The sequence below is a fragment of the Streptomyces sp. NBC_01275 genome, from assembly GCF_026340655.1.
Classification (GTDB): domain Bacteria; phylum Actinomycetota; class Actinomycetes; order Streptomycetales; family Streptomycetaceae; genus Streptomyces.
This window is the reverse complement of record NZ_JAPEOZ010000001.1, coordinates 7,053,260-7,069,737: the sequence shown is the minus strand read 5'-3', so window position 1 is coordinate 7,069,737 and position 16,478 is coordinate 7,053,260. Positions and strand designations below refer to the sequence as shown.

The 16,478-nt window shown below is 65.3% G+C and carries 11 protein-coding genes and 2 rRNA genes; 3 read left to right on the top strand and 10 right to left on the bottom strand.

Translation table 11 applies throughout. The annotated features are described in order from the left end of the window. Nucleotides 1-49 precede the first annotated feature (49 nt). The 5 genes from OG562_RS31440 to thyX all read right to left on the bottom strand — a co-directional run bounded on the left by OG562_RS31440 (nucleotide 50) and on the right by thyX (nucleotide 9,217). Nucleotides 50-3,173 (bottom strand): 23S ribosomal RNA (locus OG562_RS31440). Nucleotides 3,174-3,495: 322 nt separating this feature from the next. Next, nucleotides 3,496-5,021: ribosomal RNA gene (locus tag OG562_RS31435) — 16S ribosomal RNA — on the bottom strand. Together the 16S and 23S rRNA genes form the textbook arrangement of a ribosomal RNA operon. 525 nt (nucleotides 5,022-5,546) lie before the next feature. Then, nucleotides 5,547-7,232, bottom strand: a complete 1,686-nt coding sequence (locus OG562_RS31430; RefSeq protein ID WP_266403927.1) for a ribonuclease J — start codon at nucleotides 7,230-7,232, stop codon at nucleotides 5,547-5,549. 138 nt (nucleotides 7,233-7,370) lie between these two features. Next, a complete protein-coding gene (gene dapA / locus OG562_RS31425) occupies nucleotides 7,371-8,270 on the bottom strand; it encodes a 4-hydroxy-tetrahydrodipicolinate synthase (RefSeq protein ID WP_266403926.1) in 900 nt (299 codons plus the stop codon). A 212-nt stretch (nucleotides 8,271-8,482) separates the two neighbouring features. Then, a complete protein-coding gene (thyX, locus tag OG562_RS31420; protein ID WP_266403924.1) occupies nucleotides 8,483-9,217 on the bottom strand; it encodes an FAD-dependent thymidylate synthase in 735 nt (244 codons plus the stop codon). 172 nt (nucleotides 9,218-9,389) lie between these two features. On the opposite strand from thyX, the gene OG562_RS31415 reads away from it, so the two are divergent. Then, nucleotides 9,390-9,635, top strand: coding sequence for a hypothetical protein (locus OG562_RS31415; protein ID WP_266403923.1), 246 nt, complete (start codon nucleotides 9,390-9,392; stop codon nucleotides 9,633-9,635). 90 nt (nucleotides 9,636-9,725) lie between these two features. After that, nucleotides 9,726-10,280, top strand: coding sequence for a hypothetical protein (locus OG562_RS31410; RefSeq protein WP_266403922.1), 555 nt, complete (start codon nucleotides 9,726-9,728; stop codon nucleotides 10,278-10,280). Between the two features lie 108 nt (nucleotides 10,281-10,388). Here OG562_RS31410 and OG562_RS31405 read toward each other — a convergent pair whose 3' ends face one another. From OG562_RS31405 to rpsO, 5 genes are all read right to left on the bottom strand, one after another. Then, a complete protein-coding gene (locus tag OG562_RS31405) occupies nucleotides 10,389-10,832 on the bottom strand; it encodes a hypothetical protein (RefSeq protein ID WP_266403921.1) in 444 nt (147 codons plus the stop codon). Nucleotides 10,833-10,851: 19 nt separating this feature from the next. Then, nucleotides 10,852-11,604: a 4-hydroxy-tetrahydrodipicolinate reductase gene (dapB, locus tag OG562_RS31400; RefSeq protein ID WP_266403920.1), complete on the bottom strand. Its 753-nt coding sequence runs from the start codon at nucleotides 11,602-11,604 to the stop codon at nucleotides 10,852-10,854. 23 nt (nucleotides 11,605-11,627) lie between these two features. Continuing rightward, nucleotides 11,628-13,007, bottom strand: a complete 1,380-nt coding sequence (locus OG562_RS31395) for a pitrilysin family protein (RefSeq protein ID WP_266403919.1) — start codon at nucleotides 13,005-13,007, stop codon at nucleotides 11,628-11,630. Next, nucleotides 13,004-15,226, bottom strand: coding sequence for a polyribonucleotide nucleotidyltransferase (locus OG562_RS31390; protein ID WP_266403917.1), 2,223 nt, complete (start codon nucleotides 15,224-15,226; stop codon nucleotides 13,004-13,006). Before OG562_RS31390 ends, OG562_RS31395 begins: the two co-directional genes overlap by 4 nt. Nucleotides 15,227-15,555: 329 nt before the next feature. Beyond that, complete coding sequence (gene rpsO, locus OG562_RS31385; protein WP_073494901.1) at nucleotides 15,556-15,843, bottom strand: 30S ribosomal protein S15; 288 nt, start codon at nucleotides 15,841-15,843, stop codon at nucleotides 15,556-15,558. A gap of 320 nt (nucleotides 15,844-16,163) precedes the next feature. On the opposite strand from rpsO, the gene OG562_RS31380 reads away from it, so the two are divergent. After that, entirely contained in the window at nucleotides 16,164-16,469 is a 306-nt protein-coding gene (locus OG562_RS31380; protein ID WP_266403906.1) for a DUF397 domain-containing protein, read from the top strand. Nucleotides 16,470-16,478 lie beyond the last annotated feature (9 nt).

Sequence of the window (16,478 nt, the reverse complement as noted above, 5' to 3'; positions counted from 1 at the left end):
CGTGGGGCTGTTCGTGGTTTCAGAACCAACACAGTGGACGCGAGCAACTGAGGACAAGCCCTCGGCCTATTAGTACCGGTCAGCTCCACCCATTACTGGGCTTCCACATCCGGCCTATCAACCCAGTCGTCTACTGGGAGCCTTACCCCATCTAGTGGGTGGGAACACTCATCTCGAAGCAGGCTTCCCGCTTAGATGCTTTCAGCGGTTATCCCTCCCGAACGTAGCCAACCAGCCATGCCCTTGGCAGAACAACTGGCACACCAGAGGTTCGTCCGTCCCGGTCCTCTCGTACTAGGGACAGCCCTTCTCAATGTTCCTGCGCGCGCAGCGGATAGGGACCGAACTGTCTCACGACGTTCTAAACCCAGCTCGCGTACCGCTTTAATGGGCGAACAGCCCAACCCTTGGGACCGACTCCAGCCCCAGGATGCGACGAGCCGACATCGAGGTGCCAAACCATCCCGTCGATATGGACTCTTGGGGAAGATCAGCCTGTTATCCCCGGGGTACCTTTTATCCGTTGAGCGACGGCGCTTCCACAAGCCACCGCCGGATCACTAGTCCCGACTTTCGTCCCTGCTCGACCCGTCGGTCTCACAGTCAAGCTCCCTTGTGCACTTACACTCAACACCTGATTGCCAACCAGGCTGAGGGAACCTTTGGGCGCCTCCGTTACTCTTTAGGAGGCAACCGCCCCAGTTAAACTACCCATCAGACACTGTCCCTGATCCGGATCACGGACCCAGGTTAGACATCCAGCACGACCAGAGTGGTATTTCAACGACGACTCACCGTGAACTGGCGTCCACGTTTCAAAGTCTCCCACCTATCCTACACAAGCCGAACCGAACACCAATATCAAACTGTAGTAAAGGTCCCGGGGTCTTTCCGTCCTGCTGCGCGAAACGAGCATCTTTACTCGTAGTGCAATTTCACCGGGCCTATGGTTGAGACAGTCGAGAAGTCGTTACGCCATTCGTGCAGGTCGGAACTTACCCGACAAGGAATTTCGCTACCTTAGGATGGTTATAGTTACCACCGCCGTTTACTGGCGCTTAAGTTCTCAGCTTCGCCACCCCGAAGAGTGACTAACCGGTCCCCTTAACGTTCCAGCACCGGGCAGGCGTCAGTCCGTATACATCGCCTTACGGCTTCGCACGGACCTGTGTTTTTAGTAAACAGTCGCTTCTCGCTGGTCTCTGCGGCCACACCCAGCTCGGGAAGCAAGTCCCCTCACCAGACGTGGCCCCCCTTCTCCCGAAGTTACGGGGGCATTTTGCCGAGTTCCTTAACCATAGTTCACCCGAACGCCTCGGTATTCTCTACCTGACCACCTGAGTCGGTTTAGGGTACGGGCCGCCATGAAACTCGCTAGAGGCTTTTCTCGACAGCATAGGATCATCCACTTCACCACAATCGGCTCGGCATCAGGTCTCAGCCTACATGTGCGACGGATTTGCCTATCGCACGGCCTACACCCTTACCCCGGGACAACCACCGCCCGGGATGGACTACCTTCCTGCGTCACCCCATCACTCACCTACTACAAGTCTGGTCCGTCGGCTCCACCACTTTCCATTCCCCGAAGGGTCCGGAACGGCTTCACGGACTTAGCATCGCCTGGTTCGATGTTTGACGCTTCACAGCGGGTACCGGAATATCAACCGGTTATCCATCGACTACGCCTGTCGGCCTCGCCTTAGGTCCCGACTTACCCTGGGCAGATCAGCTTGACCCAGGAACCCTTAGTCAATCGGCGCAAACGTTTCTCACGTTTGTATCGCTACTCATGCCTGCATTCTCACTCGTGAACCGTCCACCACTGCCTTCCGGCGCGGCTTCACCCGGCACACGACGCTCCCCTACCCATCCCAGCACCCGTTGGGGCTATATGCTGGAATGACACGACTTCGGCGGTACGCTTGAGCCCCGCTACATTGTCGGCGCGGAATCACTAGACCAGTGAGCTATTACGCACTCTTTCAAGGGTGGCTGCTTCTAAGCCAACCTCCTGGTTGTCTGTGCGACTCCACATCCTTTCCCACTTAGCGTACGCTTAGGGGCCTTAGTCGATGCTCTGGGCTGTTTCCCTCTCGACCATGGAGCTTATCCCCCACAGTCTCACTGCCGCGCTCTCACTTACCGGCATTCGGAGTTTGGCTAAGGTCAGTAACCCGGTAGGGCCCATCGCCTATCCAGTGCTCTACCTCCGGCAAGAAACACACGACGCTGCACCTAAATGCATTTCGGGGAGAACCAGCTATCACGGAGTTTGATTGGCCTTTCACCCCTAACCACAGGTCATCCCCCAGGTTTTCAACCCTGGTGGGTTCGGTCCTCCACGAAGTCTTACCTCCGCTTCAACCTGCCCATGGCTAGATCACTCCGCTTCGGGTCTTGAGCGTGCTACTGAAACGCCCTATTCGGACTCGCTTTCGCTACGGCTACCCCACCCGGGTTAACCTCGCAACACACCGCAAACTCGCAGGCTCATTCTTCAAAAGGCACGCAGTCACGAGAGTGCATGCAAGCATGCACTCCGACGCTCCCACGGCTTGTAGGCACACGGTTTCAGGTACTATTTCACTCCGCTCCCGCGGTACTTTTCACCATTCCCTCACGGTACTATCCGCTATCGGTCACCAGGGAATATTTAGGCTTAGCGGGTGGTCCCGCCAGATTCACACGGGATTTCTCGGGCCCCGTGCTACTTGGGTGTCTCTCAAACGAGCCGCTGATGTTTCGGCTACGGGGGTCTTACCCTCTACGCCGGACCTTTCGCATGTCCTTCGCCTACATCAACGGTTTCTGACTCGTCTCACGGCCGGCAGACCGTAAAAGAGAGATCCCACAACCCCGTATGCGCAACCCCTGCCGGGTCTCACACGCATACGGTTTGGCCTCATCCGGTTTCGCTCGCCACTACTCCCGGAATCACGGTTGTTTTCTCTTCCTGCGGGTACTGAGATGTTTCACTTCCCCGCGTTCCCTCCACATACCCTATGTGTTCAGGTATGGGTGACAGCCCATGACGACTGCCGGGTTTCCCCATTCGGAAACCCCCGGATCAAAGCCTGGTTGACGACTCCCCGGGGACTATCGTGGCCTCCCACGTCCTTCATCGGTTCCTGGTGCCAAGGCATCCACCGTGCGCCCTTAAAAACTTGGCCACAGATGCTCGCGTCCACTGTGCAGTTCTCAAACAACGACCAGCCACCCATCACCCCGAACCAACCGGTTCGAGTTCACTGGGGCCGGCATCAGAAGGCTTCCCGACCTCACGGCCGTGCCCTCAGACACCCAACAGCGTGCCCGATGCTCCCCGCCGCTTCCCTCATCCGTTCCACGCTCCGAAGAGCAGTACTAGGAAGGACAAGACGACCGAGTGCACCGAATAATCAACGTTCCACCCTTGAGCAACCATCGTCGAACATTCGCCGACGTAATGGCCCTGGACCACCGGGCAAGCCCGGCGGCCTAGATGCTCCTTAGAAAGGAGGTGATCCAGCCGCACCTTCCGGTACGGCTACCTTGTTACGACTTCGTCCCAATCGCCAGTCCCACCTTCGACAGCTCCCTCCCACAAGGGGTTGGGCCACCGGCTTCGGGTGTTACCGACTTTCGTGACGTGACGGGCGGTGTGTACAAGGCCCGGGAACGTATTCACCGCAGCAATGCTGATCTGCGATTACTAGCAACTCCGACTTCATGGGGTCGAGTTGCAGACCCCAATCCGAACTGAGACCGGCTTTTTGAGATTCGCTCCACCTCACGGTTTCGCAGCTCTTTGTACCGGCCATTGTAGCACGTGTGCAGCCCAAGACATAAGGGGCATGATGACTTGACGTCGTCCCCACCTTCCTCCGAGTTGACCCCGGCAGTCTCCTGTGAGTCCCCATCACCCCGAAGGGCATGCTGGCAACACAGAACAAGGGTTGCGCTCGTTGCGGGACTTAACCCAACATCTCACGACACGAGCTGACGACAGCCATGCACCACCTGTACACCGACCACAAGGGGGCGCCTGTCTCCAGACGTTTCCGGTGTATGTCAAGCCTTGGTAAGGTTCTTCGCGTTGCGTCGAATTAAGCCACATGCTCCGCTGCTTGTGCGGGCCCCCGTCAATTCCTTTGAGTTTTAGCCTTGCGGCCGTACTCCCCAGGCGGGGAACTTAATGCGTTAGCTGCGGCACCGACGACGTGGAATGTCGCCAACACCTAGTTCCCACCGTTTACGGCGTGGACTACCAGGGTATCTAATCCTGTTCGCTCCCCACGCTTTCGCTCCTCAGCGTCAGTAATGGCCCAGAGATCCGCCTTCGCCACCGGTGTTCCTCCTGATATCTGCGCATTTCACCGCTACACCAGGAATTCCGATCTCCCCTACCACACTCTAGTCTGCCCGTATCGAATGCAGACCCGGGGTTAAGCCCCGGGCTTTCACATCCGACGTGACAGACCGCCTACGAGCTCTTTACGCCCAATAATTCCGGACAACGCTTGCGCCCTACGTATTACCGCGGCTGCTGGCACGTAGTTAGCCGGCGCTTCTTCTGCAGGTACCGTCACTCTCGCTTCTTCCCTGCTGAAAGAGGTTTACAACCCGAAGGCCGTCATCCCTCACGCGGCGTCGCTGCATCAGGCTTTCGCCCATTGTGCAATATTCCCCACTGCTGCCTCCCGTAGGAGTCTGGGCCGTGTCTCAGTCCCAGTGTGGCCGGTCGCCCTCTCAGGCCGGCTACCCGTCGTCGCCTTGGTGAGCCGTTACCTCACCAACAAGCTGATAGGCCGCGGGCTCATCCTTCACCGCCGGAGCTTTTAACCCCCACCCATGAGAATGGAAGTGTTATCCGGTATTAGACCCCGTTTCCAGGGCTTGTCCCAGAGTGAAGGGCAGATTGCCCACGTGTTACTCACCCGTTCGCCACTAATCCACCCCGAAGGGCTTCATCGTTCGACTTGCATGTGTTAAGCACGCCGCCAGCGTTCGTCCTGAGCCAGGATCAAACTCTCCGTGAATGTTTTCCCGTAATCGGGACTACACACACGAGAGCGGAACGGTCAGGCGGAATAAGCCCGGCCGTTCACAGCGTCCTCGCTGTGTTTTTTTCAAAGGAACCTCATCCTCGGCTATCACTGCCGGGGACGGGGTATCAACATATCTGGCGTTGATTTTTGGCACGCTGTTGAGTTCTCAAGGAACGGACGCTTCCTTTGTACTCACCCGAGAGACTCTCTCAGGCTTTCCTCCGGGCGCTTCCCTTCGGTCTTGCGTTTCCGACTCTATCAGATCCTTTTCCGATCCGATTTCCTCGGTGCTTTCCAGGTTCCCGCTTTTGTTTCGCGGTTTCCCTTTCCGGCGGTTCCGACTTTATCAGAAGTTCTGAGTCGGTTTTCCCGGCCCCTCCCGGGGACTGGTTCCGGTGCACGAAGCAACCGGGTTCCCGTTCAGGCGGAGCCGTAAACGTACTGGAGCGGGGCTCCTCGATGCAAATCGAGGAGCCCCGCTCCAGGTTCACGCGTACGACTGGGTCGTACCGTCCGTCAGACCTCCACCACGACCGGGAGGATCATCGGCCTGCGGCGGTAGTTGTCGGAGACCCACTTGCCCAGGGTGCGGCGGATAAGTTGCTGCAGCTGGTGGGGCTCGACCACGCCGTCCTGGGCCGAGCGCTCCAGGACCTCGGCGATCCTCGGGATGACGTCCGAGAAGACCGAGTCGTCGATGCCGGAGCCACGGGCCTGGATATGCGGCCCGCCGGTGATCTTGCCTGTGGAGGAGTCCACGACGACGAAGACCGAGATGATGCCCTCGTCGCCGAGGATCTTCCGGTCCTTCAGCGCCGGCTCGCCGACGTCGCCGACCGAGAGGCCGTCGACGTAGACATAGCCCGCCTGGACCTTGCCGGAGATCTTCGCCTTGCCCTCGACGAGGTCGACGACGACGCCGTCCTCGGCGATGACGATGCGGTCGTGCGGGACGCCCGTCAGGGCTCCCAGCTCGGCGTTGGCGCGCAGGTGACGCCACTCGCCGTGGACCGGCATCAGGTTCCTCGGGCGGCAGATGTTGTAGAAGTACAGCAGCTCGCCCGCGGAGGCGTGGCCCGAGACGTGGACCTTGGCGTTGCCCTTGTGGACGACGTTCGCGCCCCAGCGGGTCAGGCCGTTGATCACGCGGTAGACCGCGTTCTCGTTGCCGGGGATGAGCGACGACGCCAGGATCACCGTGTCGCCGGGGACGATGCGGATCTGGTGGTCGCGGTTGGCCATGCGGGACAGGGCCGCCATCGGCTCGCCCTGGGAGCCCGTACAGACCAGGACCACCTCGTGGTCCGGGAGGTCGTCGAGGGTCTTGACGTCCACGACCAGGCCCGGCGGGACCTTCAGATAGCCGAGGTCGCGTGCGATGCCCATGTTGCGGACCATCGAGCGGCCCACGAAGGCGACCCGGCGGCCGTACTCGTGCGCGGTGTCCAGGATCTGCTGGATGCGGTGGACGTGGCTGGCGAAGCTGGCCACGATGATCCGCTTGCGGGCGTTGCCGAAGACCGTGCGCAGGACGTTGGAGATGTCCCGCTCGGGCGGCACGAAACCGGGGACTTCGGCGTTCGTCGAGTCGGAGAGAAGGAGGTCGATGCCTTCCTCGCTCAGCCGTGCGAACGCGTGGAGATCCGTCAGACGGTTGTCCAGCGGGAGCTGGTCCATCTTGAAGTCACCCGTGTGGACCACCATGCCGGCGGGGGTGCGGATCGCCACGGCGAGGGCGTCGGGGATCGAGTGGTTGACCGCGACGAACTCGCAGTCGAAGGGGCCGATGCGCTCACGGTTCCCCTCGGACACCTCGAGGGTGTACGGGCGGATCCGGTGCTCCTGGAGCTTCGCCTCGATCAGTGCGAGGGTCAGCTTGGAGCCGATCAGCGGAATGTCCGGCTTCTCGCGGAGGAGGTAGGGGACGCCGCCGATGTGGTCCTCGTGACCGTGCGTGAGGACGATGCCCTCGATGTCGTCGAGGCGGTCTCGGATGGACGTGAAGTCCGGCAGGATCAGGTCGATTCCGGGCTGCTCCTCCTCGGGGAAGAGCACTCCGCAGTCGACGATCAGCAGACGGCCGCCGTACTCGAAGACCGTCATGTTGCGGCCGATCTCGCCGAGCCCGCCGAGCGGGGTGACCCGGAGGCCGCCCTTGGGGAGCGGCGGGGGCGGGGCCAGTTCGGGATGCGGATGACTCAAAAGACTCTCCTCAAACACGCACGCCACGTACCGGTAGGGCACGTGGCGCGCGTGACGTTCGTGCGAATGCAGTTGTCGTGTGGATCGCAGGCACCGGTGGCCTGCTCATTCGGTGCTATTCAGTTGTGAAGTCTGTTGTCAGAGCTGTACCCCGCCTGCGGCAAGATCGATCTTGAGCTGTGCGACCTCTTCGGGCGAGCACTCGACCATGGGGGCGCGCAGCGGGCCGGCGGGCAGGCCCTGGAGGGCGAGTGCGGCCTTCGTCGTCATGACGCCCTGGGTGCGGAACATGCCCGTGTAGACCGGGAGCAGCTTCTGGTGGATCTCCGTGGCCTTCTGGACCTCGCCCGCGACGAATGCCTCGACGAGGGCGCGCAGGTCGGGGGTGACCACATGGCCGACGACCGAGACGAAGCCGACCGCGCCCACGGAGAGCAGCGGCAGGTTCAGCATGTCGTCGCCGGAGTACCAGGCCAGGCCGGTGCGCGCGATGGCCCAGCTGGCTCGGCCGAGGTCGCCCTTGGCGTCCTTGTTGGCGACGATCCTCGGGTGCTCGGCCAGCCGGACGAGTGTTTCGGTGCTGATCGGGACGCCGCTGCGGCCGGGGATGTCGTAGAGCATGACCGGCAGCTCGGTGGCGTCGGCGATGGCCGTGAAGTGGCGGTACAGGCCCTCCTGCGGGGGCTTGTTGTAGTACGGGGTGACGACCAGGAGGCCGTGCGCGCCCGCCTGCTCCGCGGCGCGGGCGAGCTCGATGCTGTGGTGGGTGTCGTTGGTGCCGACGCCGGCCACGACATGGGCCCGGTCGCCGACGGCCTCCAGGACGGCTCGTACCAGGTCCGATTTCTCCGCGTCGCTGGTGGTCGGGGACTCACCGGTGGTGCCGTTGACGATCAGGCCGTCGTTGCCTGCGTCCACCAGGTGGGTGGCGAGCCGCTGTGCGCCGTCGAGGTCGAGTGCGCCGTCCGCCGTGAACGGCGTGACCATGGCGGTGAGGACCCGCCCGAAGGGGGTCTGCGGAGTGGAGGTCGGAGCCATGGGTGACACGCTACTCGTTGCTCACCCCGGGGTCTGCCCTCGGGGGGTTGCGAAAAGTCAGGACAAAGATGGAACCCGGCACTGCCTGCTCGGGGGTTCAAGCAGTGCCGGGTCCGTTTGATCAGGCTAGATGAACTTCTCCAAATGCCGCAATACGGACACTTCACACGGATGAACCGCACATGTGTGCCGCGAGGGAGAACAGGCCTTCGTCACGGGGCGACGCGACCGTTGCCGTTGAAGGCCGCGTAGGTGAGCGGCATGAGCTTGGCCCACTCCGCCTCCATCAGCTCGCCGACCATCTCGATCTCGCGCTGCGGGAAGGACGGGACCTTGGCCAGCTCGTGCTGGGTGCGCAGGCCGAGGAAGTGCATCAGCGAGCGGGCGTTGCAGGTGGCGTACATCGAGGAGAAGAGGCCGACCGGGAGGACCGCGCGGGCGACCTCGCGGGCGACGCCCTCGGCGAGCAGCTTCTGATAGGCGGCGTACGCCTGCTGGTACGACTCGTCGAGGACGTTGCGGACCGTCTCGTGCTGGGACGGGGTCCCCTCGACGAAGACGTACTTTCCGGGACGTCCCTCCTGGACGAGCTTGCGCGACTCGCCGGGCACGTAGAACACCGGATCCAGCTCCCGGTAGCGGCCCGACTCCTCGTTGTAGGACCACCCCACGCGGTGGCGCATGAACTCGCGGAACACGAAGATCGGGGCGCTGATGAAGAAGGTCATCGAGTTGTGCTCGAAGGGGCTTCCGTGGCGGTCCCGCATCAGGTAGTTGATCAAGCCCTTGGAGCGCTCCGGGTCCTTGCCCAGCTCGTCCAGGGACTGCTCGCCGACCGTCGAGACACGAGCAGCGAAGAGGACATCGGAGTCCGATGCGCTGGATTTCACCAGCTGAACAGTGACATCACTGCGGAGAGACGGCTTGGCATCGTCGGCGGGCGTCACGAGGGGTCCTTCCCATCACATCTGCGGTTCGCGCCCACTCTACGGGGGACCCGGCACGGCTCGGGCGGTGCCCGGCCCCAGCGATTTCTGCGCGATGGGCACCTTTTGCGACGGCCGCTCGTCTGTGTCGGTGAAGCCGTTTTGTTCTCCCCCGAAAGGTGCGGTCCCCCTGATGTTCCGTCGGCGTGAACCCGTCCCGTTCGCCTTCCTCGCGGAAGCCGACAGGTTCCGGAGCAACGTCACTCCCCCACCCCGTGAGCGGTCCTCCGTCGGCCAGATGGCCGGGCGCTGGCTGCTGGGGCTCACCATCGTGGCCGCGCTGGTGGGCTCGCTGGTCATCGGCATGCCGGCGCTGAGCCTGGACCACTCCTCGCAGACGCAGCAGTCGCAGGCGTCCCGGACGTCCGAGGGGCGCTGACTCTTCCGGACCCCCGAAGGTGGTGGGCGCGGACCCTGCCGGATAGCCTCACCGGGCACAGCCCATGCATGGATTGAGTGAGGACCAGCCGTGCCCCTGCCCTTCCTGACGGCCGACCGCGCGTTCGAGGCAGCCGACGACGTCGCCCTGCCCTTCGACGACCGTGAGCGCTGGCGGCGCCCCTACCGGCCCGGGCCCTGGCGGGTCGCGGTGGCCGCGCTGGCGCTGCTGCTCGCCTCGTACGTGCTGTTCGCGGCGGTCATCATCGCGTTGACCGGCTCGCTGTCGGAGGGCGGGGTGGTCTTCGGCGTCTCGGTGCTGGTGATCGTCGCCGCCCTGCGGCTGCTGCGGATGGGCGTGTGGGTGAGCACGCGCGGGCTGCGGCACGTCGGCTTCCTCAGGACGCGGACGACGCCGTGGGATCGGGTCACCGCGGTCCGTACGGTGCAGCAGCCGGTGCGCTGGCTGGGCCTGCCGCGGACCGTGCAGGGACAGGCCCTGACGCTCGTACGGCAGGATCGGGCCGCGCAGGGCGGTGCGGCGCTGCTGACGACGCACGGGGCCGACTTCCTGGGGCGGGCCGAGGCGTTCGACCGGGCCGCGGACTCGATCGAGGCGTGGGCCGCGGAGAACCGGCGCGGCTGAGGCGAAAACGAAGTGATGGGGCCCGGTCCGTGGGTGCGGACCGGGCCCCACTGCTTTGTGAGCGGAACGTGGTGAGCGGGCGTGGTGAGCGCGACGTGGTGAGCGGATTCAGGCAGCGGACCGGTGCAGTGCGATCGCCTGTTGCATCGCCTTGCGGGCCCGGGGGGTGTCGCGGGCGTCGTGGTAGGCGACGGCGAGGCGGAACCAGGTGCGCCAGTCGTCGGGGGCCGCTTCGGTCTCGGCCTTGCGCTTGGCGAAGACCTCGTCGGCCGAGTCGCGGTCGATACGGCCGCCGGCGGTGCGCTTCAGCTCGTCGACGGGCAGACCGCCCTCGGCGTCGAGTTGGGCGGCGAGGGCGTTGGCCCGGTGGACGAACTGGGTGTTCTTCCACAGGAACCACACACCGATGACCGGCAGGATCAGCACCGCCACACCGAAGGTGACGGTCAGGAGGGTGCCGGTCTGTATGAGCATGACGCCGCGGCTGCCGACCAGGACGAAGTAGAAGACCAGGGCGACGGCCGTGACGGCGTAGGAGAGCTTGGCTCGCATGTCGTGTGCGGTTTCCCGGTCAGCCCAGGTCCAGGAAGTTCTCCAGGCCGAAGGTGAGGCCCGGAGTCGTCACCACCCGGCGGGCTCCGAGCAGGATGCCCGGCATGAAGCTGCTGTGGTGCAGCGAGTCATGGCGGACCGTAAGGGTCTCGCCCTCCCCGCCGAGCAGGACCTCCTGGTGGGCCAGGAGGCCGCGCAGCCGGACCGCGTGGACGGGGACGCCGTCCACGTTCGCGCCCCGCGCGCCGTCCAGAGCGGTCGCCGTGGCGTCCGGTGCGGGGGCCGTGCCGGCCGCGCGTCGCGCCTCGGCGATGAGCTGAGCGGTGCGCGTGGCGGTGCCGGAGGGGGCGTCCACCTTGTTCGGGTGGTGCAGCTCGACGACCTCGACGGACTCGAAGTAGGGCGCGGCGATCTGCGCGAACTTCATGGTCAGGACGGCCCCGATGGAGAAGTTGGGCGCGATGAGCACGCCCGTCTCCGGGGACCGCTCCAGCCAGCCCGTCAGCTGCGCGAGGCGCTCGTCGGTCCAGCCCGTGGTGCCGACGACGGCATGGATGCCGTGCCCTACGCAGTAGTCGAGGTTGGCCATGACCGAGTCCGGGGTGGTCAGTTCGACCGCGACCTGGGCGCCGCTCTCCGCCAGCGTCTCAAGCTTGTCGCCCCGGCTCAGGGCGGCCACCAGTTCCATGTCCTCGGCGGCCTCGACCGCCCGTACCGCCTCGGCGCCGATCCGGCCCTTGGCGCCGAGGACCGCCACGCGCAGCTTGCTCATGTTCCTGCTTCCTTACGGGTGAGTTAGGCGACCGCGTCGTGCAGCCGGGCGGCCTGCTTGTCCTTGAGCGGGCCGATGACCGACAGCGACGGGCGCTGTCCCAGGATGTCGCGGGCCACGGAGCGGACCTCGTCCGGGGTCACCGCGGCTATCCGGGTGAGCATGTCGTCGACGGACATCTGCTCGCCCCAGCACAGCTCGCTCTTGCCGATGCGGTTCATGAGCGCGCCCGTGTCCTCCAGGCCGAGGACCGTGGAGCCTCTGAGCTGGCCGATGGCGCGGCCGATCTCGTCGTCGGTGAGACCGTCGGCGGCGACCTGGTCGAGTTCGTCGCGGCAGATCTTCAGCACGTCGTGGACCTGGCTGGGGCGGCAGCCCGCGTACACGCCGAAGAGACCGCAGTCGGCGAAGCCCGAGGTGTACGAGTACACGCTGTAGGCCAGGCCGCGCTTCTCCCGGACCTCCTGGAAGAGGCGGGAGGACATGCCTCCGCCGAGGGCCGTGTTGAGGACTCCCAGCGCCCAGCGGCGCTCGTCCGTGCGGGCCAGGCCCGGCATGCCCAGGACGATGTGCGCCTGCTCGGTCTTGCGGCCGATCAGCTCGACGCGCCCGGCGGTGCGCAGGGTGCGCCGTCCGTCGCGCGGGGCGATCGGCGCGGCGTCCGGGTTCTTGAGGGCGCCCGCCTTCTCGAAGGCCGCGCGGACCTGGCGTACGACCGTGTTGTGGTCGATGTTGCCGGCGGCCGCGACCACGAGGTGGGTCGGGTCGTAGTGCTTCTTGTAGAAGCGGCGGATGCGGTCGGCGGTGAGGGCGTTGACCGTGTCGACGGTGCCGAGGACCGGGCGGCCGAGGGGGTTGTCGCCGAACATCGTCTGCGCGAACAGGTCGTGCACGCAGTCGCCGGGGTCGTCCTCGGTCATCGCGATCTCTTCGAGGATCGCGCCGCGCTCGACGTTGACGTCGTCTTCGAGGATGAGGGAGCCCGTGAGCATGTCGCAGACCACGTCGATGGCGAGCGGCAGGTCGGCGTCGAGCACGCGTGCGTAGTAGCACGTGTACTCCTTGGCGGTGAACGCGTTCATCTCGCCGCCGACCGCGTCGATCGCGGAGGAGATGTCCAGCGCGGACCTGCGCCCGGTGCCCTTGAAGAGAAGGTGTTCCAGGTAGTGCGTGGCGCCGTTCAGGGACGGGGTCTCGTCGCGGGAGCCGACGTGCGCCCAGATGCCGAAGGTCGCGGAGCGGACGGACGGCAGGGTCTCGGTGACGATGCGCAGGCCGCCCGGGAGGGTGGTCTTGCGGACCGTTCCGATGCCGGCGGCCCCCTTGATCAGGGTTTGCGTACGGGCGACGGCCCGCGCCTCCGAAGAGGTGCGGGCCGTCGTCGTGGAGCTACGGGACGTCACTTGTCGCCGTCGTCCTTCTTGTCGTCCTCAGAGCCTTCCTCGCCCTCGATCACGGGGATCAGGGAGAGCTTGCCGCGGGAGTCGATCTCGGCGATCTCGACCTGGACCTTGGCGCCCACGCCGAGCACGTCCTCGACGTTCTCCACGCGCTTGCCGCCGGCGAGCTTGCGGATCTGCGAGATGTGCAGCAGACCGTCCTTGCCCGGGAGCAGCGACACGAACGCACCGAAGGTGGTCGTCTTCACGACCGTGCCCAGGTAGCGCTCGCCGACCTCCGGCATGGTCGGGTTGGCGATGCCGTTGATCGTGGCGCGGGCGGCCTCGGCCTGCGAGCCGACCTGGGCACCGATGTAGATGGTGCCGTCGTCCTCGATCGTGATCTCGGCGCCGGTGTCCTCCTGGATCTGGTTGATCATCTTGCCCTTCGGGCCGATGACCTCGCCGATCTTGTCCACGGGGATCTTGACGGTGATGATCCGCGGGGCGTTGGGGGACATCTCGTCCGGCGTGTCGATCGCTTCCATCATCACGTCGAGGATGTGGAGGCGGGCGTCACGGGCCTGCTTGAGAGCGGCGGCCAGGACGGAGGCCGGGATGCCGTCCAGCTTGGTGTCCAGCTGGAGGGCGGTGACGAACTCCTTGGTGCCGGCGACCTTGAAGTCCATGTCGCCGAAGGCGTCCTCGGCACCGAGGATGTCGGTGAGGGCGACGTAGTGCGTCTCGCCGTTGATCTCCTGGGAGATCAGGCCCATGGCGATGCCGGCGACGGGGGCCTTGAGGGGCACACCGGCGTTCAGCAGGGACATGGTGGAGGCGCAGACCGAGCCCATGGACGTCGAGCCGTTGGAGCCGAGGGCCTCGGACACCTGACGGATCGCGTAGGGGAACTCCTCGCGCGTCGGCAGGACCGGCACGATGGCGCGCTCGGCGAGCGCGCCGTGGCCGATCTCGCGGCGCTTGGGGGAGCCGACGCGACCGGTCTCGCCGACGGAGTACGGCGGGAAGTTGTAGTTGTGCATGTAGCGCTTGCGGGTCACCGGGGAGAGGGTGTCCAGCTGCTGCTCCATCCGGAGCATGTTGAGGGTGGTGACGCCCAGGATCTGGGTCTCGCCACGCTCGAACAGCGCCGAGCCGTGCACGCGCGGGATGGCCTCGACCTCGGCGGCGAGCGTACGGATGTCCGTGACGCCACGGCCGTCGATGCGCTTCTTCTCCTTGATCACGCGCTCGCGGACCAGCTGCTTGGTGAGCGAGCGGTACGCGGCGGAGACCTCCTTCTCGCGGCCTTCGAACTCCGGCAGGAGCTTCTCGGCGGCGAGCGCCTTGACGCGGTCCAGCTCGGCCTCGCGGTCCTGCTTGCCCGCGATCGTCAGCGCGGAGGCGAGCTCCGGGCGGACGGCGGCGGACAGCGCCTCCAGGACGTCGTCCTGGTAGTCGAGGAAGACCGGGAACTCGCCGGTGGGCTTGGCGGCCTTGGCGGCGAGGTCGGCCTGGGCCTTGCAGAGCACCTTGATGAAGGGCTTCGCGGCGTCCAGACCGGAGGCGACGACCTCTTCGGTCGGCGCCTCGGCGCCGCCCGCGACCAGCTGGATGGTCTTCTCGGTGGCCTCGGCCTCGACCATCATGATCGCGACGTCGCCGTCCTCCAGGACGCGACCGGCGACGACCATGTCGAAGACGGCGTCCTCGAGCTCGGTGTGCGTCGGGAAGGCGACCCACTGGCCGTTGATCAGCGCGACGCGGACGCCGCCGATCGGGCCGGAGAAGGGCAGACCGGCCAGCTGCGTGGACGCGGAGGCCGCGTTGATCGCGACGACGTCGTACAGGTGGTCGGGGTTGAGCGCCATGATCGTGGCGACGACCTGGATCTCGTTGCGCAGGCCCTTCTTGAAGGACGGGCGCAGCGGGCGGTCGATCAGGCGGCAGGTGAGGATCGCGTCCTCGGAGGGGCGGCCCTCACGGCGGAAGAAGCTGCCGGGGATCTTGCCGGCGGCGTACATCCGCTCCTCGACGTCCACCGTGAGGGGGAAGAAGTCGAGCTGGTCCTTGGGGTTCTTGGAGGCGGTGGTGGCCGACAGCACCATGGTGTCGTCGTCCAGGTACGCCACGGCGGAGCCGGCGGCCTGCTTGGCCAGGCGGCCCGTCTCGAAGCGGATGGTGCGGGTGCCGAAGGCGCCGTTGTCGATGACGGCCTCGGCGTAGTGGGTCTCGTTCTCCACTAGCGTTTTCTCCGTTACTTGTCGTCTTTCGTCCCGTGGCTGCCCGTGTGGCAGGGGGACGGTGGCGGAGAAGCGCTCCGTGCGGTGCGGGCCGGTCTTCGATCGAAGCACCCGGGGCTCTTCCCCCGGGGGCCACTACCGAGGACCGGCGGCGGCTTGGTGCGCTTCGCGCCTCTCCTCGTGCTCTGTTCTGCGTGCTTTGTTCTGCGTCGTTCGTACTGCGTTGTGCTACCACACTACAAAGAGTGAGTGACACTCCGCATGTTTCCCCACATACGGCAAAGGGAGCGGTCCCCGATGATCAGGGGAACCGCTCCCTTCATGGCGTCTTACTTGGCGCCGGCCGCACCGCGGCGGATGCCGAGGCGGTCGACCAGCGCACGGAAGCGCTGGATGTCCTTCTTGGCCAGGTACTGCAGCAGCCGACGGCGCTGACCGACCAGGATGAGCAGACCACGACGGGAGTGGTGGTCGTGCTTGTGGGTCTTGAGGTGCTCGGTCAGGTCGGAGATCCGACGGGAGAGCATGGCGACCTGGACCTCGGGGGAGCCGGTGTCGCCCTCCTTCTGGCCGAACTCGCCGATGATCTGCTTCTTCGTAGCGGCGTCGAGCGACACGCGTACTCCTCGTAGTCTGTGGGTGGCCGCCGAGTGCCCCCGGTCTTTGTCTCGGGGGAGCTTCGGTAACTCGGGAGGCGGGGATCCGCTGGGCGCGGCCTCCGGGACCGGTCAGGGTTTCCTGAGGGGTTCCGGGGGTGCGTACACAAACGGCCGTCAGCCAGGGTACCAGGAGGTGGCGGGCAACTTCGCCCCGGTATCGGATCCGCCCGGTGGAGCGGAGGGGGCGACTAGGGTGACTGCCCGGATCGATCGTGGGTCGATCGCGGTCGAAAGTGGACCGCACCGTGGACCGTACATGGGGAAGGGGTCGCTGCGGGATGGCGGAGACGGAGACGCAAGCGGAGATCAAGGCACGCAAGGAGCGGGAGCGGGACGAGCTGTACGCGCTCGACATCTCCGGCGTCGTGTGGACGTGCGCGCCCGGCGCGGAGGAGCACGAGGAGCGCGTCGAGATCGCCGAGCTGCCCGACGGGGCGGTGGCGATGCGGTCGTCGCTCGACCCGGACACCGTGCTGCGCTACACGGAGGCGGAGTGGCGGGCCTTCGTGCTGGGCGCCCGGGACGGCGAGTTCGATCTGGAGCCCGCGCCGCACAACGGCGGGCAGGCGGCGGAGGCCCCGTAGCCGCGCGGT